The 22330-nt window shown below is 36.8% G+C and carries 23 protein-coding genes; 6 read left to right on the top strand and 17 right to left on the bottom strand.

The genetic code is table 11. From position 1 onward, the window contains the following. Positions 1–50: 50 nt before the first annotated feature. The 4 genes from AC52CF_RS13600 to AC52CF_RS13585 form a co-directional block, all read right to left on the bottom strand. Positions 51–1172: a lactonase family protein gene (locus AC52CF_RS13600; protein WP_375190973.1), complete on the bottom strand. Its 1122-nt coding sequence runs from the start codon at positions 1170–1172 to the stop codon at positions 51–53. Between the two features lie 346 nt (positions 1173–1518). Continuing rightward, positions 1519–1941, bottom strand: coding sequence for an organic hydroperoxide resistance protein (locus AC52CF_RS13595; protein ID WP_116097987.1), 423 nt, complete (start codon positions 1939–1941; stop codon positions 1519–1521). Further along, positions 1942–2376, bottom strand: coding sequence for a MarR family winged helix-turn-helix transcriptional regulator (locus AC52CF_RS13590; protein ID WP_076393251.1), 435 nt, complete (start codon positions 2374–2376; stop codon positions 1942–1944). A gap of 202 nt (positions 2377–2578) precedes the next feature. Then, entirely contained in the window at positions 2579–3211 is a 633-nt protein-coding gene (locus tag AC52CF_RS13585; protein ID WP_375181337.1) for an NAD(P)H-dependent oxidoreductase, read from the bottom strand. Positions 3212–3393: 182 nt separating this feature from the next. Here AC52CF_RS13585 and AC52CF_RS13580 point away from each other — a divergent pair, with 182 nt between their 5' ends. Next, entirely contained in the window at positions 3394–4146 is a 753-nt protein-coding gene (locus AC52CF_RS13580) for an SDR family oxidoreductase (protein ID WP_375181336.1), read from the top strand. A 16-nt stretch (positions 4147–4162) separates the two neighbouring features. Here the strand turns inward: AC52CF_RS13580 and AC52CF_RS13575 are convergent, their stop codons facing one another. From AC52CF_RS13575 to AC52CF_RS13525, 11 genes are all read right to left on the bottom strand, one after another. Next, entirely contained in the window at positions 4163–4474 is a 312-nt protein-coding gene (locus AC52CF_RS13575) for a hypothetical protein (protein ID WP_496517269.1), read from the bottom strand. Between the two features lie 65 nt (positions 4475–4539). Then, positions 4540–5499, bottom strand: a complete 960-nt coding sequence (locus AC52CF_RS13570) for a protein-glutamine glutaminase (RefSeq protein WP_214589214.1) — start codon at positions 5497–5499, stop codon at positions 4540–4542. A gap of 802 nt (positions 5500–6301) precedes the next feature. Next, complete coding sequence (gene lipB / locus AC52CF_RS13565) at positions 6302–7030, bottom strand: lipoyl(octanoyl) transferase LipB (protein WP_214589215.1); 729 nt, start codon at positions 7028–7030, stop codon at positions 6302–6304. Positions 7031–7062: 32 nt separating this feature from the next. Continuing rightward, positions 7063–7797 (bottom strand): tryptophan synthase subunit alpha, encoded by a 735-nt coding sequence (trpA, locus tag AC52CF_RS13560; RefSeq protein ID WP_214589216.1) that lies wholly within the window; start codon positions 7795–7797, stop codon positions 7063–7065. Positions 7798–8158: 361 nt separating this feature from the next. Next, positions 8159–9337: a tryptophan synthase subunit beta gene (trpB, locus tag AC52CF_RS13555; RefSeq protein WP_214589217.1), complete on the bottom strand. Its 1179-nt coding sequence runs from the start codon at positions 9335–9337 to the stop codon at positions 8159–8161. Next, the gene (locus tag AC52CF_RS13550) at positions 9327–9890 is read right to left on the bottom strand and encodes a hypothetical protein (RefSeq protein ID WP_214589218.1); all 564 of its coding nucleotides are present in this window, start codon (positions 9888–9890) and stop codon (positions 9327–9329) included. The genes trpB and AC52CF_RS13550 overlap by 11 nt, the downstream gene beginning before the upstream one ends. Positions 9891–10126: 236 nt before the next feature. Further along, entirely contained in the window at positions 10127–10801 is a 675-nt protein-coding gene (locus AC52CF_RS13545; protein WP_214589219.1) for a phosphoribosylanthranilate isomerase, read from the bottom strand. A gap of 10 nt (positions 10802–10811) precedes the next feature. Beyond that, entirely contained in the window at positions 10812–11591 is a 780-nt protein-coding gene (trpC, locus tag AC52CF_RS13540; protein WP_214589220.1) for an indole-3-glycerol phosphate synthase TrpC, read from the bottom strand. Between the two features lie 11 nt (positions 11592–11602). Beyond that, positions 11603–12589, bottom strand: a complete 987-nt coding sequence (trpD, locus tag AC52CF_RS13535) for an anthranilate phosphoribosyltransferase (protein ID WP_214591206.1) — start codon at positions 12587–12589, stop codon at positions 11603–11605. 38 nt (positions 12590–12627) lie between these two features. Further along, positions 12628–13239 (bottom strand): anthranilate synthase component II, encoded by a 612-nt coding sequence (locus AC52CF_RS13530; protein WP_076393270.1) that lies wholly within the window; start codon positions 13237–13239, stop codon positions 12628–12630. A gap of 157 nt (positions 13240–13396) precedes the next feature. Then, positions 13397–14821: an anthranilate synthase component I family protein gene (locus AC52CF_RS13525; RefSeq protein ID WP_076393271.1), complete on the bottom strand. Its 1425-nt coding sequence runs from the start codon at positions 14819–14821 to the stop codon at positions 13397–13399. A gap of 561 nt (positions 14822–15382) precedes the next feature. Between AC52CF_RS13525 and AC52CF_RS13520 the strand changes: the two genes are divergently transcribed. From AC52CF_RS13520 to AC52CF_RS13500, 5 genes are all read left to right on the top strand, one after another. Next, entirely contained in the window at positions 15383–15604 is a 222-nt protein-coding gene (locus tag AC52CF_RS13520; protein WP_076393272.1) for a hypothetical protein, read from the top strand. After that, a complete protein-coding gene (locus tag AC52CF_RS13515; RefSeq protein ID WP_496517268.1) occupies positions 15604–15978 on the top strand; it encodes a c-type cytochrome in 375 nt (124 codons plus the stop codon). Before AC52CF_RS13520 ends, AC52CF_RS13515 begins: the two co-directional genes overlap by 1 nt. Before the next feature lie 3 nt (positions 15979–15981). Further along, the gene (gene rlmF / locus AC52CF_RS13510) at positions 15982–16911 is read left to right on the top strand and encodes a 23S rRNA (adenine(1618)-N(6))-methyltransferase RlmF (RefSeq protein WP_496517267.1); all 930 of its coding nucleotides are present in this window, start codon (positions 15982–15984) and stop codon (positions 16909–16911) included. A 275-nt stretch (positions 16912–17186) separates the two neighbouring features. After that, positions 17187–18887, top strand: coding sequence for a lysine--tRNA ligase (gene lysS, locus AC52CF_RS13505; protein ID WP_496517266.1), 1701 nt, complete (start codon positions 17187–17189; stop codon positions 18885–18887). A gap of 115 nt (positions 18888–19002) precedes the next feature. Then, positions 19003–19821 carry an OmpA family protein gene (locus AC52CF_RS13500; protein ID WP_336734376.1) on the top strand — a complete coding sequence of 273 codons (819 nt, stop codon included), beginning with the start codon at positions 19003–19005 and terminating at the stop codon, positions 19819–19821. A 54-nt stretch (positions 19822–19875) separates the two neighbouring features. Here the strand turns inward: AC52CF_RS13500 and AC52CF_RS13495 are convergent, their stop codons facing one another. Both AC52CF_RS13495 and AC52CF_RS13490 read right to left on the bottom strand, forming a co-directional pair. Beyond that, complete coding sequence (locus AC52CF_RS13495) at positions 19876–20880, bottom strand: cytochrome d ubiquinol oxidase subunit II (protein WP_214589226.1); 1005 nt, start codon at positions 20878–20880, stop codon at positions 19876–19878. Further along, positions 20877–22220, bottom strand: coding sequence for a cytochrome ubiquinol oxidase subunit I (locus AC52CF_RS13490; RefSeq protein WP_496517265.1), 1344 nt, complete (start codon positions 22218–22220; stop codon positions 20877–20879). The genes AC52CF_RS13495 and AC52CF_RS13490 overlap by 4 nt, the downstream gene beginning before the upstream one ends. Positions 22221–22330: the final 110 nt, after the last annotated feature.

The raw sequence follows: 22330 nt of genomic DNA, 5'->3' as shown, positions 1-22330 counted from the left end.
AGTTTTTAAATTTTGTTGTTATCTAAATTTACAGAGTTTTTTTGTTATGATCAATATCTTCTGATCTGCACATTCGAAACATTTCTGATCTTAATTTTTCTTCCGGTTTTTTTCAGCAAACCGGTTTCAGGATTTCTTTTAAAAACTGTGACATTATTCGTTGCCGTATTGGCGGTGATTAAAAATTGTCCGCTTGGATCAAGATTAAATGTTCTCGGATGTTTTCCTTTTACAGACTGATAACCGATTGTTTTCAGACTTCCATCGTCCTGAATCGAAAAAATAGCAATATTATTTTCTTTTCCTCGGTTGGAAGCATACAAGAACTTTCCGTCCGGCGAAATATGAACATCAGAACTTTCAAAATCTTCTTTACAGGTTTCAGGATGGGTAAAAATCCTCTGAAGCGGTTTCAGGTTTCCGTTTTCGTAAGCATAAACACTGACTGCACCGCCCATTTCTTCAATACAGTACGCGAATTTTCCATTCGGATGAAAAGTAAAATGCCTCGGTCCCGCTCCCAAAGTTGTTTTTACAAAAGGAATTTCAGCTTCCTGCAAAGGTGTATTTTTTTCATTGTTAAAACGATAAGCGCGAATTTTATCCGCTCCGAGATCAGGCAGAAATAGATAATCAGAATCCGGAGAAAAAACGGTGGAATGGATGTGCGCACGATCCTGTCTGTCGGGATTTACACTTCCTTCCGAAAATTGTATATTCTGCACAAAAGGCTCAAGAGTTCCGTTATCTGAAATCGGGTAAACAGAAACGCTTCCTTCCGTATAATTTCCGTTAACGAGCCATTTTCCGCTTGGATGAACCGTAAGATAAACCGGATTTTCACCACCGCTGTTCTGTTTACTGATGAACTGTAAAGACTTTTTATCAGGATTAAATTCAAAACTGCTTACACTTCCGCCGTTCTTTGTTTTGCTTTCCGTACACGCAAAAAGATATTTTCCGTCTGGTGACAAAGTGAGAAAAGAAGGATTTGAAATCCCCGAAATAGAAGTAATTTTCGATAATTTTCCGTTTTGAGTATTCAATTCATACACATAAATTCCCTCCGTTTCTTTTTCCCAGTTAAAAGAACCGAAAAAAACATACGTATGTTGAGCATACAACTGAATGCAGCTAAAAATTGTGATAAATAGGGCGAAAAGTTTTTTCAAATGATTATGGTTTTTAAAGAAATTCTGTTTAAACTTTTTTACCGAAAAAGATGCAAAAGATTGTAACACTTTAGTAGTTTAAGTTTACTACTTAAATGGGGAAAAAGATCACATAAGTTTAAAAAAATCAAAGATTTTTTCTCTTTGCAGACTTTTGAAATATCTTGAATACATCCAATAAAGTCTTTTGTGTACCTTTTACGGTAAATTTAAAATTAGTTTGCAACAAACATATAAACGTTTTTCGGATGAAACAAATTTCTGTTTCATGTTTCTCATATTACTAAACAAAAAAAATCTGCTTCCAAAGAAACAGATTCTGATATTTATACCGTAAAACGCTGAATTAGTTGTTCGTAACTGAAAGTTTTACTTCGATATTATTTCTTGTCGCATTAGAGTACGGACAGATTTGGTGCGCTTTTTCTGTTAAAGCCTGTGCTTCCTCAATAGAAACTTCAGGAATATTCACATCAAGCTGAACCGCCAATCCGAAACCGCCGTTTTCCAACTGTCCGATGCTTACTTCCGCCGTTACTGTAGTTTCTCCGGTTTTTGCTTTAGACAAAGAAATTACTCGGTTCAGTGCGCTGTCGAAACATGCGGAATATCCTGCTGCGAAAAGCATTTCCGGATTGGTGAAATCGTCATTGGCTCCGCCTAAAGCTTTAGGCATTTTCACGTCCAGATCAAGAACTCCGTTTTCGCTTTTTACGTGTCCGTTTCTTCCTCCTGTTGCAGTTACTTTTGTTGTATACAAAGTTTTCATTTATTTTTCTATTTTAGTTAATATTTTTTGAACATTTTCTTTCAGAGCTTTCCAGTCTTCTGGCGATGCTCCGATTTTCTGAAATAATTTTTCCGGAATTCCGCAGGCTTTTTCCTGTAAATTTCTGCCGGATTCTGTGATGAAAACTTCCACCACACGTTCATCTTCTTTTTTTCTTTTTCTTTCGATAAATCCCTTATTTTCAAGTCTTTTAAGAAGCGGTGTAAGCGTTCCGCTGTCCAGATACAGCTTTTCGCCGATGCTGTTCACCGGAAGTCCGTCATGTTCCCAAAGCACCATCATCACAAGATACTGCGGATAAGTAATATCCAGCTCATCAAGAAAAGGACGGTAAAGCCCCGTAATTTCTTTCGCAATAACATATAAAGGAAAGCAGAGCTGGTTTTCTAATTTTAAAAATTCGGGATTTTCCATGATTTCTGAAAAATGAAGAGGTTTTTATTTAATTATCCGTTATTAATCATAGAGCTTTTTAACGCAAAGAATCGCTAAGATTTTTTATGTATCAACCGTTTTTAAGTTCGCAAAGCTACTTCGAAAGGCTCAGTATAAACTTTTCACTTAGCAAAAAACTCAAAGGTTCTTCAATGACGATAAATTACTGACAATTATGATTTTATTTTTTGATGATGAATTCTTCCATCGGAATTCTTACTTTTTTCATGTGTGACAGCCAGTCGTTTTTCTCGTCTCTGTATCCTAAATACAGTAAACTCACACTTTTTAAGCCTAAATCTCTCAAGCCTAAAATTTCGTCCACCACTTCATTGCTGAAACCTTCTGCGGGAGTACTGTCTACTTTAAGTTCCGCAGCCTGAGCCATGGCAAGTCCTAAAGCAATGTACGTTTGTCTTGCGGTATGTGCGAAATGTTCTTCGGGAGTCTGCGCTCCGTAGATTTCTTTAATTTTATCGGTATAGCTTGAAAATCTTCCTCTCGGCAAATCTCTTACATCGGTGTGATGATCGTACACTTTATCGATTTTCTCATCAGAATAGCTGTCCCATGCCGCGAAAACCAAAACATGAGAAGAATCTCTCATTACTTCAGGATTCAACGCACCCTGAACCATTTTCTCTTTTAATTCCTGATTTTCCACTACGATCACACGGAAAGGCTGTAATCCGGAAGAAGTAGGAGCGAGTCTTGCGGCTTCTAAAATTTTATTTAAATCTTCTTCTGATACTTTTTTTGTTGGATTGTATGCTTTTACAGCGTGTCTCCAGTTTAAATCTTCTATTAATGACATTTTGTTAATTTTTTTATTTGAATACTATGATGCAAAAATATTGCCAAATTAAATTGCGTGCAATTTAATTTTGTTAAATTTAATTTAAAAGTTTTTAAAACCTTCTTAAAACATCGCAGGAATCGGATTTTTTCTGAAGACTGAACTTTCCATTTTTGCTGAAGAATTTTAAACCAAAAACAATGCAGAGATTTAAAAACAAAATCGCTCTGATTACAGGCGGAACCAACGGAATAGGATTCGCAACAGCACAACAGTTTATAGAAGAAGGCGGAAAGGCAATCATCACCGGAAGAAGTGAAGAAAATGTAAAAAATGCCGTAAATAAACTAGGCGAAAATGCTTTCGGAATTGTTTCGGATGCCGGAAAAATAAGCGATCTGATGAATCTTAGAAATGAAGTTGAAAAATTAACGGAACATATCGATCTGGTATTTGCAAATGCAGGATACGGAAGATTTGCTTCGATTGAAAATGTGGATGAAGATCATTTTGATGAGCTTTTCAATATGCTGGTAAAAGGCAGCTTTTTTACTGTTCAGCAGATGCTTCCTTTAATGAAAAAGGGGAGTGCGGTTGTGTTTAATACTTCTTTTGTCACAGAATTCGGGATGTCCAATTTTTCGGTCTATTCTGCGGCAAAAGCGGCAGTACAAAGTTTCATTAAGACTTTTGCTTCTGAGCTTACGAACAAGGGAATCCGAGTGAATGGAATTAGTCCGGGACATATTAAAACCAATATTTTTAATAATACGGGTTTAAATTCAGAACAGATTGATGAAGCCGTACAGCATATTATTTCTACCATTCCTTTTAAAAGACAGGGAAAATCTTCGGAAATTGCAAAAGCAGTACTTTTTCTTGCTTCTGATGAAGCATCTTACATTCACGGAGCGGAACTGAGAATTGATGCCGGAATATCTGTAATTAAATGATAATGTGATGAAAAGATTATTTTACGTCTTTGATCTGTCTGATAATATTTGTTTTATTTTCAATGCCAATATCATATTTTTTACTTGTCTTAAGACTTAAAGTTGCCTTTTCGATAAGATGGGTATAATCCTGAGATTTTTTTGAAAGATAGAAAACCTGCGCGCTGATTCCTATGGAAACACGGGCAAATTCCTGTGGTCGATCTGGATCATCTGTAATATCGGTAATCACCGAATTATTGTACCATGTAAGGTTTTGTGAACTCTGATTGCCGGAGCAGGAAATGATCATCATTATTATGAAGAGAGTATAGGTTAAGAATTTCATGAAAATATGATTTTAAAAAGCTCCTGCAAAATAACAAATAATTGCAGGAGCTATATAAAGATTTGTTAGAATCCGCAGCTTGCTACACTTGGAGCCGGAACAGGAGAGCATCCGGACAATGTTGAAAATGTTGTCAGTACACAATTCGTGTTTATATAATTGTTGTCATAAAGCAACGAACCGGACGGACTTCTGTAATATACATTTCCTGCCGTATTGGCATAAGACGAAACAGAAGCAGAACCGCAGCTTGTATTTACGCAGGCATTTCTCCATGTAACATCGGTTACAGGACCGGAGGCGAAAAGGGAAGGATCTATAATTCTTTTCTCCACCACACCGGAAGCATTTTTAAAGCTTACCAAGATGGCTACGTGATATCCCCACGAAACACAGCATGTTCCTGTAGAAGCTTTCAGGTTTCCGTAGACGAATTGTTTTTCGCAGTCATAACCTGCATTCAGAAGAATTTGTCTCATTTTATGAGCTCTTGCATAACATCCGTCCACTGCATATCTAAACGTGATACATGGTGAAGAAGCTGTAGAAGTTCCGCAGGACTGATTTTTGATCTGTGTGAAAAGATTGTTCAGAGTCGCCTGATTCGGAATTACACTTACTGCTTTGCTGGTTTCACTTTGAGTTTCTTTGGTGAAGATAGATTTGAAGTAAGTAACATCTTCATCGGTTGCTTTTTCAACTTTGGCAATTTCGTTGGAATTTTTTTTCAGGAAAACATGAACCGGAGTTTCATTTTCGACCGCTGATTGAATCATTGAGATGAAGGCTTCATTTTCTTTGCTGTCTTTAATTTCATAGAACTGCGCAGAAATGATGAAAGAAACTTTCAGGATATTGCCTTCCTTCTGGATCCCTACCGGAATAGTGCTGCCAAAGTCTCTCATGGCATTTTCATTGGTTTCCTTTACAACAAGATTCGGATCCTGATTGGCACTGGAATCTGAACAGGCATTGGAGGAAAGTACCATCACAAATGCCATTGCGGATAGCAGAAATTTTTTCATAGTTTTAATTTTTGTGGTTAATGATATGCAGTTTTTTATCTATAGTTCACTACGTTGTGATTTTAAAAGTAATAAAAAATTGAATATAAAATTCAAAATTTTTAAGAAATTTTATCAGGCATTCAGATTACCGATGAATACTGGAAAAATTAAATTGGGCGAAAGTATTTAACGTGAGTTCGATGAAATTAATAGGGCATAAATTGATCATGTTTTATCACTCTTACTGAACTTCAGTGTGATGCGAATATTACAATCAAGGTTAGGTTAGGCAAAATTGATAATAAGTTTCGGCTGAAATCTTTCTGTTTTTCTATTTAACCTGAGTTCGGGATAAGTCTTCTTAACCGCAAGGTTAAACAAAGAGATTCAATTATCAGGAATTCAGCTTTTAAGATATACAAAGGCGTAAAACTTATCAAAGTAATACCATTTTTGTCTTTTTTTAATAAACGGAGTGCCTTTGTTTAGCTTGCAAACTTTCAATAAGTAGAAAAATCTTTTGTTTTCCTTTGCGATAAATCAATACAATACTATAAATCAATTGTTTAAATTTATTTCTTATCCCGAATTCAGGTTATTTAAGTTGTTTATAGTAAAAGTCATTGCTCTTTTAGGAGAAGAATCTGCGTAGAAATAATAATCAGTTCATCAATCAATCCGTAGGATTGATATCTGTAATTCTTAATGAATTTTCTAAAGATAGCGTTCCTACGGAACGCCGAACGTACGTCTAATATTGTTTTTTTAATTAAAAATCCCTGCACATCGCAATATGCAGGGAAATGTTATTTAGTAAAAATTACTTAGCAATAAGTTCTGCTTCGAAAACCTCCGTAAAATGCTTTCTTATTTTCGCTTTAATGTCTTCCATTTCTTCAGGAGAGAGTTCTCTTTCCAGTTCTCTTTTTAAGGAAGTTACCTGCTTGTCTTTAATGCCGCACGGAATAATGTATTCAAAATAACGCATATCCGTATTTACATTTAAAGCGAATCCGTGTAAAGTTACCCAGCGTGAAGCTTTTACGCCCATTGCACAGATCTTTCTTGCATAAGGTTTTCCCACATCCAGCCAGACTCCGGTTTCTCCGGGAGATCGTTCCCCTTTCAATCCGTATTCGGCAATGGTTCTGATGATGACTTCTTCCAGATTTCTCATGTATTTATGAATATCCGTGAAGAAATTTTCAAGGTCTAAAATAGGATAGCCTACAATCTGTCCGTAACCGTGATACGTAATATCTCCTCCGCGGTTTACCTTTACGAAAGTGGCATCGATTTCTTTCAGCTTATCAATTCCGGCAAGCATATTTTCTTCATGTCCGCTTTTTCCCAGCGTATACACATGAGGATGTTCTACAAGAAGAAAATGATTGGGCGTTTTGCTGTGCTGTTCCGCAGGAAGATCGCGGTTTTTAATTTTCAGATCTATGATGTTTTTCATCAGAGATTCCTGATAATCCCACGCCGACTGATATTCCCGCGTTCCTAAGTCTTCAAATTCTACTACTTTATTCTGAATTGTATTCATATCATTTTTTGAATACACAAATTTAGTGATTTTTAGGCTTTGATGGAATGGATGAAATCTATAGCTTTGGTCTTCCAGTCTCTATTTTGAAGTAAAATGTTGACGAAAGCAGTTCCAATGATTCCGCCATCCGCTTTTTCGGTTACATTTTCGAAGTCTTCTTTTGATTTGATTCCGAAACCGATCATCACCGGATTTTTCAAAGGAAGTGAAGCTAATCTTGAAAGATATTCTTCGTTTTTGAGAACAGCCTGATCGTTTCCGGTGGTTGAAGACGAACTTACCGCATACAAAAATCCGGAACTTAAGGAATCGAGGTATAAAATTCTTTCGTCCGAAGTTTCGGGAGTCACAAGAAAGGTGAAATTCAGATGGTATTTTGTTAAAACTTTCTGATAATTTTTCTCAAATTCGATGGGAGGGAGATCGGGAATAATTAATCCTGAAACTCCACTTTCCGAACATGCTGCACAGAATTCTTCAAATCCGAAACGCAGCACTGGATTGATGTAGCCCATTAAAATTAAAGGGATTTTTATTTCGTTTTTAATGGATTTCAATTGTGAGAACAGTTTTTCGATGGTCATTCCGTTTTTCAGGGCTAATTCATGAGCCTGCTGAATAACGGGACCGTCTGCAACAGGATCGGAATAAGGCATCCCGATTTCAATCATCTCTGCGCCGGAATCCTGAATTAATTGTATGATTTCAGCAGTATTTTCCAGTTCGGGAATTCCTGCGGTGAAGTATATATTTAGTTTTTTCATTTAAAAATTCTTTTTAATGGTGTCATTTCGTAAAGTCTGCTTAAAATGGTTTTTTAGTTTAACCGCAAAAGGTGCAAAAGATATTTATAAAGATAAGGTTGATAACATTAGTTTTCAAAAGTGTAAAAAATCAAAGATTTTTTGAAAGCTGTTGAGATCTTTTTATTGATAAACACTAATCATTTAGTTTATCTTTTATGACTTTTATGGTTAAATAAAGTGTAAGTTCATCAGTTCTTCGTAATGACAAAAATTATTTTTGATGTTGACGATGCGATCCGGCTTGAACGGAGCTCTTTTTGTGCAGCAAAGCGGAACAAAAAAGCGGGAGTGGAAGACGGAAATTATCGCCCGAATTATTTTACAAATGTTTCAAATACGTTTCCATGTCTTTATCTCCGCGACCGCTGAGACAAATGACCACAATATCGTCTTCGTTGAATTTCTTTTTGTCGAAAACTGCGAGCGCGTGAGAGCTTTCCAGAGCGGGAATGATGCCTTCGAGTTTGGTGAGTTCGAACGCTGATTTCAGGGCTTCATCGTCGTTGATGCTGAAAAATTCTGCTCTTTGTTCCCTGAACAAATTCGCGTGAAAAGGTCCGATTCCGGGATAATCCAGCCCTGCGGAAATGGAGTGGGGCTCGATAACCTGTCCGTCATTGGTCTGCATCACGAGACTTTTGCTTCCGTGAAGAATGCCTAAAGTTCCCAGAAAAGTCGTTGCGGCAGATTTTCCGGATTCTACACCGAAACCTCCTGCTTCAGCAGCGATAATTTTCACGTCTTTTTCGTTTACAAAATGGTAAAAAGCGCCTGCTGCATTGCTTCCGCCGCCAACGCAGGCAATGATGTAATCTGGATTTTCTTTTCCGGTCTGTTCCAGAAGCTGTTCTTTTATTTCTTTTGAAATCACACTCTGAAATCTCGCCACAAGATCCGGAAAAGGATGCGGACCGACCACACTTCCGATCACGTAATGAGTGGTCACGGGATTGTTGATCCAGTCTCTTAAGGCTTCATTTACAGCGTCTTTCAGGGTTTTGGAACCTGAAGTTGCGGGAACGACTTTTGCGCCGAGCATTTTCATTCTTGCGACATTGGGAGCCTGTCTCTGGATATCGACTTCGCCCATGTAAACGATGCATTCCAGTCCCAGAAGCGCGCAGGCTGTAGCGGTGGCAACGCCGTGCTGTCCGGCTCCGGTTTCGGCAATGATTCTGTTTTTTCCGAGACGTTTTGCCAACAAAACCTGTCCTAAAGCGTTATTGATTTTATGCGCTCCGGTGTGGTTGAGATCTTCTCTTTTTAAGTAAATTTTGGTGTTGTATTTCCGGCTTAAATTTTTCGCAAAATACAGTGGTGTTGCACGTCCTACGTAATTTTTTAACAAATCCTGATATTCCTGTTGAAAATCTTCAGATTCAATAATGTCAAGATAGTTTTTTTGCAGTTCCTCTACGTTCGGGTAGAGCATTTCCGGGATGAAAGCGCCTCCGAATTCTCCATAATATCCGTGTTCGTCGGGGTTTCTATAATTCATTTTGTAATGTATTTATCAGTGAAAGGTTATAATCAAACTGCTGTTTGCTGATCTGTTTGTTCTGATGCAGCAGATGCAGTTTTGCAGTTAAATCTATTAAAATATCTAAATCTAATTTCGAGTTGTACATGGTAATCGCAATTTCAAGATTATCAACAAGATAATAAGAATCGAATTTCTCATACAGGCAGAAAATTTTACAGTAAACGATTCCGAAATCATATTTCACACTGGCTTTTACGTTGCTGTCGAGCAATTTATCGGCAATCACCACCAAATGATAGCTGTCCCAGAAATGAATGGTTTTAAAGAAATATTCGACATCTTCTTTGTGAAAATTTTTAATGATTTCGATGAAATCACTTAATAATCCTCCGATGTACCAATATTCTGTATTGCTGTCATTTTCAGAGACAAAATCATGCAGTCTTTCTACTTTTTCATTTTCAAATTTTTGAGAAAACAGGACTCTGTGAACGGATTTTCCGATCTCTTCAAGATTTAATTTCTTAAATTTTAAAAGCTTCAGTTTTCTCGAATAATATTTTTTCAATGCTTTTTGTTTTTTTATTGTAAGCTTGTTTAAACTTTTTTACCACAAAAGATTTAAACACCTTAGTTGTTTAAGTTTACTACTTAAATGGAAAAAAGAGCACATAAGTTTAAAAAAATCAAAGATTTTTTTTCTTTGCAGACTTTTGAAATGCTTTATATTAATTCAATAAGTCTTTTGTCTTTTGCGGTTAATTTTAAAATGAGTTTAAACAAATTTTGTGTTTTAATTTATGATCAGATCAGTTTTTCTTTAAATATTTTTATCTGATTGATGTTTTTAACTCCGGGTTCTGTTTCAAACCTCGAATTGATGTCCAGAGCAAAAGGCTTTTGTTTTAAAATGCTTATGTTTTCTGTATTTTCTTCTGAAATTCCGCCACTTAAAAAATAGGGAAAGGGAATTTCAATGTTGTTTAACAGATTCCAGTCGAAGGTCTTTCCTGTTCCTCCAAATGTTTTTGAATCGGTATCGAAAAGAATATAATCGTTTGTTTGCGCATATTGATTGATTGTTTTCTGAAGCTCATCAGAGTTTTGATTTCCGATTCGGATTACTTTGATGATTTTGATTTCAGAATTTAATTTTTTTCTTAATTCTGTAATAAAATTTTCATCTTCATCGCCGTGAAGCTGTATGAAATTCAGTTTAGCTTTTTCTGCTGTTTCAATTATCTTTTCTAAATTTTCATTCACAAAAACACCGACTTTTCCAGAGTGTTCAATTGCTGAAATCTGTTCCGGATTCAAATGTTTCAAAACATACCTGAGCGATTTTTCATAAAAGATAAAACCAAGAAAGTCTGTCTGTAAAGATATTAACTTTTGAATCTGATCAGATTGGGTTAATCCGCAAACTTTTAGCTTCGGAGCGGTTTTATTCGTCAATAGATTGTTGTCTGTTGATTTCATAATCTGATTTTTAAATTCCTGTATTCGAAATAAATTCAGCTAATTTTTTTCCGGGATTTTCATGTTTCATAAAATATTCGCCCATCAGAAATCCGTCGAAACCTTCATTTTTTAAGTATCTGAAATCTTCTTCGTTGTAAATTCCGCTTTCGGCAACAGACAGAATATCTTTCGGAAGCTGATTTTTCAAATTAACGGAATGTTGCAGATCTACTTTAAAATCTTTCAAGTTTCTGTTGTTAATTCCCACAAGATCAATGTTTTTGTGGATGTGTTTCAACTCTTCTTCGGTATGGATTTCCAGTAAAACTTCCAATCCCAACTCATGAGAAAGCTCCGTAAATTCTGAAACCTGTTGTGGTGAAAGACAGGCTGCAATCAGCAAAATAACATCGGCACCGATGCTTTTGGCTTCATAAAACTGATATTCATCAATCATGAAATCTTTTCGCAAAATCGGAATATTTACAGAATTTCTTACACTCAGAATATCCTCAGAACTTCCTCCGAAAAAATCCCGATCCGTTAAAATAGAGATTCCGCTCGCTCCAAATTGTTCATATGCGGAAACCACTTCTAAAGGTGAAACTCTATCATTAATAATTCCTTTTGAGGGTGACTGTCTTTTGAATTCGGCAATGATTCCGCTTCTCTTTTTTAAGCTTTCTTTCAGTGAAAAATTTTCTCTTCCGAAAAATTCAGATTCCTTCAATGCTGAGACTGAAGTGTTCGATTTCGAGAAGGAAATTTCTTCTTTTTTTCTTTGTATGATTTTATCTAAAATATTCATAATCAATTTCATTATTCCAAAAGAAGTTGCAGACTTCTTAATGCTTTTCCTCCAAGTAAACTTTCTTTCGCCATCAAAAGGCAATCTTCATAACTTCCGAATTTATCGGTGTGATAAAGGGCAACTGCTGCATTTGCCAATACAACGGCATTCTGTTGTTCCGTTCCTTTTCCCTGAAGAATATTTCTGAAAATTTTTGCCGTTTCTTGGGGTGTTTCGCCTGCTTTTATGCTTTCATGCGTGATAGAATCAAAACCAAGATCTTCTGTGGAATACACTTCTTCTCCTTTTTTGGTAATAATTTTACTGTCGTGGGTAAGGCTGATCTCGTCGTAGCCGTCCATCCCATGAACAAGGATAAAATCACAGTTGTCCTTCTGCAAAAGATACTGGTAAATTCTGGCAATTTCCAGATTGTAAACGCCGATCATGGAAAACTGAGGTTTTGCAGGATTTACAAGCGGACCGAGAAGGTTGAAAAAAGTTCTTAGACCTAAAGCTCTTCGCAACGCACCAACCGATTGAAGTGCCGGATGAAAATAGGGGGCATGTAAAAAGCAGATGTTGGCTTTTTCAAGATCTTCCTGAAGTTTTTCCGAACTGTTTTTGAATTCATAGCCCAGTTCTTCCAGTACATTGGAAGATCCGGTGATGGTGGAAGCTCCGTAATTTCCGTGTTTCGTTACTTTCTGTCCCGCTCCTGCGACTACAAAACTTGATAAAGTTGAAATATTGATGGTGTTTTTTCCGTCACCGCCCGTTCCTACAATATCAATGGCATCTCCGGAATCGATGTTTACGGGAACTGCCATTTGCAGAAGGGCTTCACGAAAGCCTTCGAGCTCTTTAAGTGTGATATTTCGCATGAGGAAAACACTTATAAAAGCCGTAACTTCGGTTGCATTGAATTTATTCTGGGCAATCTCAATCATAATCGCCTTTGCCTCAGATTTGGACAAGGTATGATGATTAAAAAGGTATTGCAGGATCTCTTTCATTTGTGGAGGTTTTATGGTTGAGGGAATTTGTGCTGTTTTCAATTGAGTAGAAAATTTTTGATGATAATTTCTCCCTGCGGAGTAAGAATGCTTTCCGGATGAAACTGTACGCCGTGAACATCATATTTTTTGTGCTGTAACGCCATAATCATTCCATCTTTGTCTACTGCGGTAATTTCCAGTTCTTCCGGTAAATCTTCGCGGTTAACAACCCAGCTGTGGTATCTTCCGACTTCAATTCCGCTGGATAGATTTTTAAAAATTTTGGTATCTTCTTTTACGAAATCTGCGGAAGTTGCCACTCCATGAAAAATTTCGGAAAGATTGGTTAAACTTCCTCCAAAAGCTTCTGCAATTGCCTGCTGACCGAGACATACGCCTAAAATGCTTTTTGTAGGAGCGTATTCTTTGATCAGATCCAATAAAATTCCGGCTTCTTCCGGAATTCCGGGACCGGGTGAAAGTACTATTTTATCGTACTGATCGATTTCTTCCAGACTGATCTGGTCATTCTTTACCACATCCACTTTGGTATCCAAAACTCTCTCGATAATCTGAACCAGATTGTAGGTAAAGCTGTCGTAGTTATCGAATACAAGAACTTTAGCTGATGGCTTTTGGTTGTTTGTTGATGGTTCTGTATTATTCATTTTTATTTTTTTCTGTAATAATTAATAAATCCGTTTATCAATTTTTTGCAAAGAATTAAAACTTCTTCTTTTAGACAATTTTTAATTGCATCATAAATTAGATTTGATAGTTTTCTGGATTCAGTCCAGACATCTAAATTCTGTCAACTAAACTCAATCAACTATTCACTAATTTCTCCGCTTTTTCCACTGCTTTTTTCAGGGCATTCAGTTTATTGTTTACTTCCTGAAGCTCACTTTCGGGGTTGGATTTTGCTACAAGTCCGGCTCCTGCCTGATAATACAGCGTATTGTTTTTGCTTAAAAAAGTACGGATCATAATTGCCTGATTGCAGTCTCCGTTCAGTCCAATCATTCCGATGCAACCGCCATAATAACCTCTGGAATCTTTTTCATACTGGTTAATTAACTGCAACGCTCTGTGTTTCGGGGCTCCGCTTAAAGTTCCCTGCGGAAAAGTTGTTGCCACCATTTCGAAAGGATTTACATTTTCCTGCAGATCCGCTGTCACTTCGCTTACCATGTGTATAACGTGGGAGAAAAGCTGTATTTCCTTTAATTTGGTTACCGTTACATTTTTTCCGAGCTTTCCAAGATCATTCCTTGCAAGATCCACAAGCATCGTGTGTTCTGCATTTTCTTTTTCATCGTTTTTTAAATTTTCGATAGACTGGAGATCCGTTTCAAAATGTCCTGTTCGTTTGAATGTTCCGGCAATCGGATGAATAACGGCTTTGTTGTTTTTGATGATTAACTGGCTTTCAGGGCTTGAACCGAAGAGTTTGTAATTGCCATAATCGAAGAAAAATAAATAAGGGGAAGGATTGATGTTTCTTAATGCACGGTAGACATTGAATTCATCTCCTTTAAATTTCTGCTGAAATCTTCTGCTTAAAACCAATTGAAAAACATCGCCTCTCATGCAGTGTTTCTGGGCTGTTTTTACGAGTTCAATATATTCTTCATCCGTAATATTAGAAGTTTCTGCTCCTTCTTTTTCGAAAGGATAAATTACGGAATTCAGATTCTTGATTAAGCTTTCAAGAAGGTAAAATTCAGATTTTACACCTTCCATCTGGTTTTCAATGATATGCATTTCGTCGTTGTAATGATTGATGGCAATAACATATTGATATAATCGGTACCGAAGAATCGGTATTTCAACTTCGGGACTCTGTGCTTTGAACTGAATATTTTCAAAAAACTGAACTGCCTCGAAACTGGTATATCCGAAAAGACTTTGTGCCGTCTGTTCTATAGGATCTGCCGTTTTTTCGCATTCGAAAAGATCTGAGAAATTCTGAAAAACATCTTCAATTTTATTTTCAATGATAAATTGTTTTACAGGTTCCTGTCCCGGAAGTTTTATTTCAAAATCATTTAAATTTTTAATTTCAATTCCTGCAATCGCATTGATGGCAATGAAAGAGAAGTTGTTATCGATATTTTTAGAATCTGAACTTTCCAGAAGAATGGTATCTCTGAATTTGTCGCGAATCTGCAGATAGATATTCATCGGAGTCTGAAGATCTCCGAGTGTTTTTTTGGAAACGGTTTTTATTTTTATCTTTTTACTGAACATTGCAGTTGAATTTTAAAATGGATGAAACAAAAAAAAGACTTCAACGATTACGTCAAAGTCTTTATTATTTGTTATAAATTATTTCTGTTGGTTGTTTAGCATTAACAACATGACAATAACATCAGACCCGACGAAGAGTTTGAATGCCACCACCACATATTTTTGTTGTTAACCATAGTACAAATGTATATAATTTTTTTAATATGAAAACAAAAAAATTATGAAATTAAAAAAAACTTTTATGGTTGTCCGCAATTTGTCATCATTAAAAAACCTTTGAGTTCTTTGCTGAGTGAATAGTTTATACTGAGCCTGTCGAAGTAGCTTTGCAAGCTCAAAAACAGTCGGCATATAAAAGAATCTTAGCGAACCTTTGCGTTAAAAAGCAATATGATTAATAACAGACCATCAAAAAACTTAATCTGAAAACTGATGGCTTTCACTAATCAGAAAAAATGTTTTATCAGAAAAAATTTAATGAAATATCTTTAAAAATGGAGGTTTATCATAAGCTTGAAAGTTTATTTTTTATATTTTTGTCTAAATTTTATAGGAAAAATAATGAAAAAAGTATTAGCAATCGCGTTTATCGGTGGTTTATTGGCAGCTAGCTGCTCTAAAAAGCCAAATCATGACTTACAGGACAGCAACACGATGTTGCCAGAGCCGGATGCTCCAACTGTGGTGGATTCTACTGCCAAAAAAACTGAAGCAGCAAAAGTAAATGCCGCAGAATCTCTTCCTGCAGCTGAAGCTAAAGCAGATACTCTTACAAAAAAATAATGAAAAATCTGTTTTTGACAGGATGTCTGGCAATGCTGATGTTTTCCTGTTCCAAAAAAGAAAATACACCTCTTGACGCGGCTTCTCCCGAAGCCACAACAATGAATGAACCGGCGAAAAGTAATCTTTCCGGCGACAAAATTATTGAAACGCTGGACTGTTCCGGATGTCATGCGGTGAATGAAAGAATGATAGGGCCTTCTTATCAGGAAATAGCAGAAAAGTATTCTGAAAAGGATGCAGAAATGCTTGCTTCCAAGATTATAGAAGGCGGAAGCGGAGTTTGGGGAGGCGTTCCGATGTCTCCACATCCACAGGTATCGAAAGAAGATGCCAAAAAAATGGTACAGTATATTTTAAGTCTGAAAAAATAATTGATGACTGAAAAGTCTGCTTTACATCCAAGAAATCTGCATCGTGATCCTTATGATTTCGAAAAGCTGATTTCCTGTGTACCGGAACTAAAACATTATGTTTTTGTGAACGCTTATCAAAGTGTAACAATTAATTTCAGTCTTCCGAAGGCTGTAAAATTGCTGAATAAAGCGTTGTTGTTGCACTTTTATAAGGTTCAGGGTTGGGATATTCCCGATGGTAATCTTTGTCCGCCGATTCCCGGAAGAGCAGATTACATTCATTATATTGCCGATTTAATCGGTGAAAAAAATCCTCAGAATTCTGATATTAAAGGACTGGATATCGGGACAGGAGCAAATCTTGTCTATCCTTTAATAGCCCATCGTTCTTACGGGTGGAAAATTCTTGGAACTGATATTAACGACATTTCCCTGAAAAATGCAGAATATATTTTAAGTCAGAATCCGGATTTACTCCCTTTCATACATCTGAAAAAACAGTCGGAACCTGAACATATTTTCAAAAATATTATTGATAAAGAAGATCGTTTTGCATTTTCGATGTGCAATCCGCCTTTTCATGATTCCGAAGAATCTGCCATGAAAGGGAATTTCAGAAAGACAAAAAATCTTAAAAAATCTACGGTTAAAAAACCATTACTGAACTTCGGAGGACAACAGTCGGAATTATGGTGTGAAGGCGGAGAACTGGCATTCATTACAAATATGATTCGCGAAAGTGCGCTGTACTCATCTCAGGTTTTATGGTTTACCTGCCTTGTTTCCAAAAAAGAGAACCTCAGTAAATTAACACCCCTTTTAAAGAAAATAAAAGCAGCAGATCTCAGAATTATCGAAATGGCTCAGGGACAGAAAATCAGCCGTATATTGGCTTGGACTTTTGTTGATCTTCACAAGCATAAAGACTGGTTTTTGAAGTCAAAAATATAATTTCCAGTATATCTTTGCTTTTTAATTAATATTGTTTTCCTATACACGTTTCCTGTACGTTAACTGCGCTTTAACATTATGTTCATACAAAAATATCAGGTCTGTTGTTTTTGACAGATAACCTTAGTTTCGGTTTAAAGCTATCTGATCATTTAGCAGTTTAATTAATATATACTGTATACAGTAATGTATTGGAGCGTAAAATATTTGCTTCAACTTTAAAGCAGAATTTTATAAATAATCACTAAATTTGTACGCTTTTAGAAAAATAAGAAATGCAATTATCAGAACAAGAAATCATTAGAAGAGAAAAGCTGAATAAGCTTGTTGAAATGGGGATTAATGCATTCCCGGCGGATGAATACATCATTACAGATACTACAGAATCTATAAAACAGGATTTCGCAGAAAGTAAACAGGTAAAGATCGCGGGAAGACTGATGTCGCGAAGAATTCAGGGGAAAGCTTCTTTTGCTGAGTTGCAGGATTCTACAGGAAGAATTCAGGTGTACTTCAACAGAGACGAAATCTGTACAGGAGAAGATAAAACTCTATACAACGAAGTGTACAAGCACCTTTTAGATATCGGAGATATTATTGGAGTAGAAGGAGAGCTGTTTACAACACAGGTAGGAGAGAAGACGGTTTTGGTTAAAAATTTTACGCTGTTAACGAAATCTTTAAGACCTCTTCCGCAACCAAGAACGGATGAAAACGGTGTTGTTCACGATGCTTTCAATGATCCGGAACTAAGATACAGACAGCGTTATGTAGATTTAACGGTAAATCCTCAGGTGAAAGAAGTTTTCGTAAAAAGAACAAAACTGTTCAATGCAATGAGAACATTCTTCAACGATGCAGGATATTTCGAAGTAGAAACTCCTATTTTACAGTCGATTCCTGGAGGAGCTGCGGCGAGACCTTTTATTACGCATCACAATGCTTTGGATATTCCTTTATATTTAAGAATTGCCAATGAACTGTATCTGAAAAGATTGATCGTGGGTGGTTTTGACGGGGTGTATGAATTCTCTAAAAACTTCAGAAATGAGGGGATGGACAGAACGCACAATCCGGAATTTACGGCAATGGAAATTTATGTAGCGTATAAAGACTACAACTGGATGATGGATTTCACGGAGAAGTTATTAGAGTTTTGTGCCATTCAGGTAAACGGAACAACAAAAGCTACTTTCGGAGAACATGAAGTGGATTTTAAAGCGCCTTACCAGAGAATTTCCATGACGGATGCGATTCTTAAATTTACAGGATTCGATATTACCGGAAAAACAGAGCAGGAATTATTCGATTTTGCGAAGTCTATCGGAATCGAAGTGAATGAAACGATGGGGAAAGGAAAATTAATTGATGAAATTTTTGGTGAAAAATGTGAAGGAAACTTTATTCAACCGACTTTCATTACAGATTATCCTATTGAAATGTCACCGCTTACGAAAAAGCACAGAAGTAAAGAAGGCTTAACCGAGCGTTTTGAACTGATGGTTTGCGGAAAAGAAATCGCTAACGCATATTCTGAGCTTAATGATCCGATTGACCAGAGAGAGCGTTTTGAAGATCAGTTAAAATTATCCGAAAAAGGAGACGACGAAGCAGGACAGTTTATTGATGAGGATTTCTTAAGAGCGTTGGAATACGGAATGCCGCCAACTTCAGGGTTAGGAATCGGAATGGACAGATTGATTATGTTCCTTACAAATAACGCATCTATTCAGGAAGTTTTATTCTTCCCTCAGATGAGACCTGAAAAAGCAGTTCCTCAAATTGAACTGGGTGAAGATGAAAAAGTAATTATTGAAATTTTAAACTCTCAGGAAGAACCTTTTACATTGGCAGAAGTGAAAGAAAGAAGTCAGTTGTCCGGTAAAAAATGGGACAAAGCTTCCAAAACTTTAACGAAAAATAATCTCGTGAAAGTGGAGAAGATCGATGAGGTTCTTTTGATGAAACTGGTTTAAGATTTTATTTTATAATAATTTAGTTCCGGCGGAAGCGAAGCTTCCGCCGGAACTTTTTGTAAACTTTAAGAAACTATTTCAGTACAATTTCCGTTATTTATAAAAACTAAATAAGATGAGAATTCTGATCGTCCTTATTTTTCTGTTCGTCAACACGAGAGCTCAAATGCTTAGTTCGGTTTATTTCGAGTACAACAGTTCTAAACTGACGAAAGACGCGCAAAAGAAACTTGACAGTCTGGCGCAACTTAGATATAATCTGAAATTCAGAATTTTTGGAAATTGTGATATTTCCGGAACTTCGGAATACAATAAAAAGCTGTCTGAAGATCGCGCAAATGCGGTTAATCGATATCTACAGTCAAAAATCGGAAACAATATCAAGCTGGAAAGTGTAGTAGGATTGGGAAAAGAAAAACCGATTAATGACAACAGTACCGAAGAACTGCGTGGTAAAAACAGAAGGGTAGATGTATTTATTGATCGGGTGATGATTGCCGGAGAAATACATTTGGGGAAAACCTTTGAGAGTTTTTTCAGCAAAAAAGTTTCAGAAATGAAAATCGGAGAAACTTTTTCTTTACCAAATGTTAATTTTATCGGAGGTCGCCACGTATGGCTGCCAAAAGGAAATAGTATATTGATGCAGTTAGCAGAAATTCTAAAAAATAATTCTACAGTTGAGGTAGAATTGCAGGGACATATCTGCTGTGATTATGATAATTTCGATGGTGAAGATTTAGATCTGAAAACATTTAACCTATCTTGGACAAGAGCCAATGCCATCAAAGAATTTCTGGAAAAACAGGGAATTGCTTCCACGCGCATCAAAGCAACCGGAATGGGACATCTCAATCCTGTTGTTTATCCCGAAAGAAAGGAAGAGGATTTTATGAAGAACAGAAGGGTAGAGATTGTTTTGCTTAAAAAATAGATGATAAGGTTTCGGCGCAGCAAAGCTGCGCCGAAACTCTTTATACATATAAAATTATCTTCTCTGTTTACTGAACGAAGCCATCAGATAAAATAGAAAAGGAAGGATGAATAACGATCCCAGCATTAAAGCCCATCCCAAAGCGGAAATAGTCTTTGGTGCTGCAACGTGTTCTAATAGCGAAAGATGTTGCCCGTTTCCAAACAAAATAATATTCGGATTATGCTGATAAGTTGCGGCAACCAGAATCATAATCACCTGAAATCCGGCTAAAGCTCTCACAGGTAAAAGTTTACGGCGATTCATTGCTCTCAGAATCAGGAACAGGCAAATCGTGGCAAAAACCGTAGCCATAATTCCTAAAGGTTTTGAGAAAACCCACATCAGTAAAGGAATATCAGAAAAATAAGCCGTGATGAAAACCAGAAGTCCTGCGACAACAACAAAGATCATGGTCTGTTTGGATTTTCTGATCATCATGCCCAGTTCAAAACGGTCGGATGTTTCTCTCAATGCAAAAACGGAAGCAAGATAAGCGCAGATGGAAACTGTAAATAAACCAACTGCTACACCAAACCAGTTCAGCCAGCTGAAAATATATAAATCTAAAAAGTTAGTCGCATCCGGATTAATGGAATGAGAGATTGTAGCTGCAGCCGTTAATCCCAGAAAAAAAGGAGTGAGTAAACTCGCAAAGTAAAAAATCTGTGTGTAAATGCGTTGCCAACTGTCTTCTACTGCATCATAATGCCGGAACGTAAAAGCTGTTCCGCGCGCAATAATTCCTACCAGCATTAAAACCAAAGGAATATGAAGATAGGTGGAAAGCGTGGTGTAAATCTCAGGAAAGCCGACAAAAAGAATAACGATCGCAATAATCAGCCACATATGATTGGCTTCCCAAACCGGAGCAATAGAAGTGTACATCAAAGTCTGTGTTTTGGGTCTGTTCTTTTTTCTGGTGAACATTTCCACAATGCCCGCCCCGAAATCGGCTCCGCCTAAAATTACATACAGACAGATGGATAGCCAGAGAAATCCTATAACAATATAAATCATGACTTTTTATTTTTAGAATTAAACTTTGGATCGGTAGGATCATATAATTTAGGAACCATTTTAATCTGTCGTGTCAAAAGGAAAATAATAACGAAAGATAATGAGACAAAAATTGCGGTAAAAAAGTAAAATGAATACTGAATTCCCGGCATCGGAGTTACCGCCTCTGCCGTTTTCATAATTCCGTAAATAATCCACGGCTGTCTTCCGACTTCAGTTACTGTCCATCCCGCTTCCAGAGCAATATATCCGAAAGGGGTCGCGTATAAAAATGTTTTCAGGAGCCAGTTTCTGGAAAGCCATTCTTTTCTGAAAAACGTAGCATACAGAAAAACGCTTCCAATGATAATCATTACAACTCCGAAGAAGATCATGATCTGAAAAGCGTAATGCACAACCGCGACCGGAGGCCATTCGTCTTTTGGAAAATCTTTTAGTCCTTTTACTTCAGCATTAAAATCATTAGCCACTAAAAAACTAAGAACTTTCGGAATTTTTATGGCATATTTTATCTCTTCTTTTTTCTCATCCGGAATGCCGCCAATCACAAATGAGGCTCCTTTTTCCGTTTCAAAATGGGCTTCCATGGCAGCTAATTTTATAGGTTGTCTTTTTGCAACTGATTTTGCAGCAACATCACCACTCAAAGGAGCACCGAATGCTCCGATCAAAGCAAATCCTGCCGCAATTCTGAAAGCTTTGGTATGAAATTCAACATTTTTTTTCTTTAGAATCAAGAAAGCATGAACTCCGGCGACGGCAAATCCAGTCGCGCAAAACGCAGCAACCGTCATGTGTAACGCCTGAGGAAACCACGCATCATTGAACATGGCTTTAATAGGATCTATATTTAAATATTGTCCGTTCACATAATCAAATCCGGCTGGAGAATTCATCCACGCGTTTGCGGCAACCACTAAAATTCCCGAAGCCAAACCGCTTAAGCCTACCAAAAATCCGCAGAACCAATGAAACCATTTATTAAATCTGTCCCATCCGTACAGAAAAAATCCGATAGCGATGGCTTCAATAAAGAAAGCGGTTCCTTCCAGTGAAAAAGGCATTCCGAAGATCGGTCCTGCGTGTTTCATAAATTCAGGCCAAAGAAGTCCCAGTTCAAAGGAAAGCATTGTTCCGGAAACGGCTCCGGTTGCAAAAAGGATTGCTACACCCTTACTCCATGCTTTGGTGAGACCTTTATAAACTTCATTTTTTGTTTTTAAGTATTTCCAGTGCGCAAAAGCCATAAGGAAAGGCATTACCATACCGACACAAGAGAAAATAATGTGAAAGCCGAGTGACATTGCCATCTGTGCACGAGCTGCAAGAAAGTCATCCATAAACCATTCATTTTGAGTAAATAAATTTACGCATAAATTATAGACCGTCATTATGATTTACAACAGCATTTGTCCGAGAAATAGGCTTTAACTTTGATGTTTTTTAAAAG

It is taken from the genome of Chryseobacterium sp. 2P (genome assembly GCF_059579425.1).
The sequence above is the reverse complement of the archived record's forward strand: the minus strand, read 5'-3'. Positions and strand labels throughout refer to the sequence as shown.

What these genes read in the sequence shown, in the direction of transcription:
- AC52CF_RS13595 (WP_116097987.1), bottom strand. Translation starts at nt 1,941, where the DNA reads ATGAAAACTTTGTATACAACAAAAGTAACTGCAACAGGAGGAAGAAAC.
- AC52CF_RS13590 (WP_076393251.1), bottom strand. Translation starts at nt 2,376, where the DNA reads ATGGAAAATCCCGAATTTTTAAAATTAGAAAACCAGCTCTGCTTTCCT.
- AC52CF_RS13585 (WP_375181337.1), bottom strand. Translation starts at nt 3,211, where the DNA reads ATGTCATTAATAGAAGATTTAAACTGGAGACACGCTGTAAAAGCATAC.
- AC52CF_RS13580 (WP_375181336.1), top strand. Translation starts at nt 3,394, where the DNA reads ATGCAGAGATTTAAAAACAAAATCGCTCTGATTACAGGCGGAACCAAC.
- AC52CF_RS13575 (WP_496517269.1), bottom strand. Translation starts at nt 4,474, where the DNA reads ATGAAATTCTTAACCTATACTCTCTTCATAATAATGATGATCATTTCC.
- AC52CF_RS13570 (WP_214589214.1), bottom strand. Translation starts at nt 5,499, where the DNA reads ATGAAAAAATTTCTGCTATCCGCAATGGCATTTGTGATGGTACTTTCC.
- lipB (WP_214589215.1), bottom strand. Translation starts at nt 7,030, where the DNA reads ATGAATACAATTCAGAATAAAGTAGTAGAATTTGAAGACTTAGGAACG.
- trpA (WP_214589216.1), bottom strand. Translation starts at nt 7,797, where the DNA reads ATGAAAAAACTAAATATATACTTCACCGCAGGAATTCCCGAACTGGAA.
- trpB (WP_214589217.1), bottom strand. Translation starts at nt 9,337, where the DNA reads ATGAATTATAGAAACCCCGACGAACACGGATATTATGGAGAATTCGGA.
- AC52CF_RS13545 (WP_214589219.1), bottom strand. Translation starts at nt 10,801, where the DNA reads ATGAAATCAACAGACAACAATCTATTGACGAATAAAACCGCTCCGAAG.
- trpC (WP_214589220.1), bottom strand. Translation starts at nt 11,591, where the DNA reads ATGAATATTTTAGATAAAATCATACAAAGAAAAAAAGAAGAAATTTCC.
- trpD (WP_214591206.1), bottom strand. Translation starts at nt 12,589, where the DNA reads ATGAAAGAGATCCTGCAATACCTTTTTAATCATCATACCTTGTCCAAA.
- AC52CF_RS13530 (WP_076393270.1), bottom strand. Translation starts at nt 13,239, where the DNA reads ATGAATAATACAGAACCATCAACAAACAACCAAAAGCCATCAGCTAAA.
- AC52CF_RS13525 (WP_076393271.1), bottom strand. Translation starts at nt 14,821, where the DNA reads ATGTTCAGTAAAAAGATAAAAATAAAAACCGTTTCCAAAAAAACACTC.
- AC52CF_RS13520 (WP_076393272.1), top strand. Translation starts at nt 15,383, where the DNA reads ATGAAAAAAGTATTAGCAATCGCGTTTATCGGTGGTTTATTGGCAGCT.
- AC52CF_RS13515 (WP_496517268.1), top strand. Translation starts at nt 15,604, where the DNA reads ATGAAAAATCTGTTTTTGACAGGATGTCTGGCAATGCTGATGTTTTCC.
- rlmF (WP_496517267.1), top strand. Translation starts at nt 15,982, where the DNA reads ATGACTGAAAAGTCTGCTTTACATCCAAGAAATCTGCATCGTGATCCT.
- lysS (WP_496517266.1), top strand. Translation starts at nt 17,187, where the DNA reads ATGCAATTATCAGAACAAGAAATCATTAGAAGAGAAAAGCTGAATAAG.
- AC52CF_RS13500 (WP_336734376.1), top strand. Translation starts at nt 19,003, where the DNA reads ATGAGAATTCTGATCGTCCTTATTTTTCTGTTCGTCAACACGAGAGCT.
- AC52CF_RS13495 (WP_214589226.1), bottom strand. Translation starts at nt 20,880, where the DNA reads ATGATTTATATTGTTATAGGATTTCTCTGGCTATCCATCTGTCTGTAT.
- AC52CF_RS13490 (WP_496517265.1), bottom strand. Translation starts at nt 22,220, where the DNA reads ATGGATGACTTTCTTGCAGCTCGTGCACAGATGGCAATGTCACTCGGC.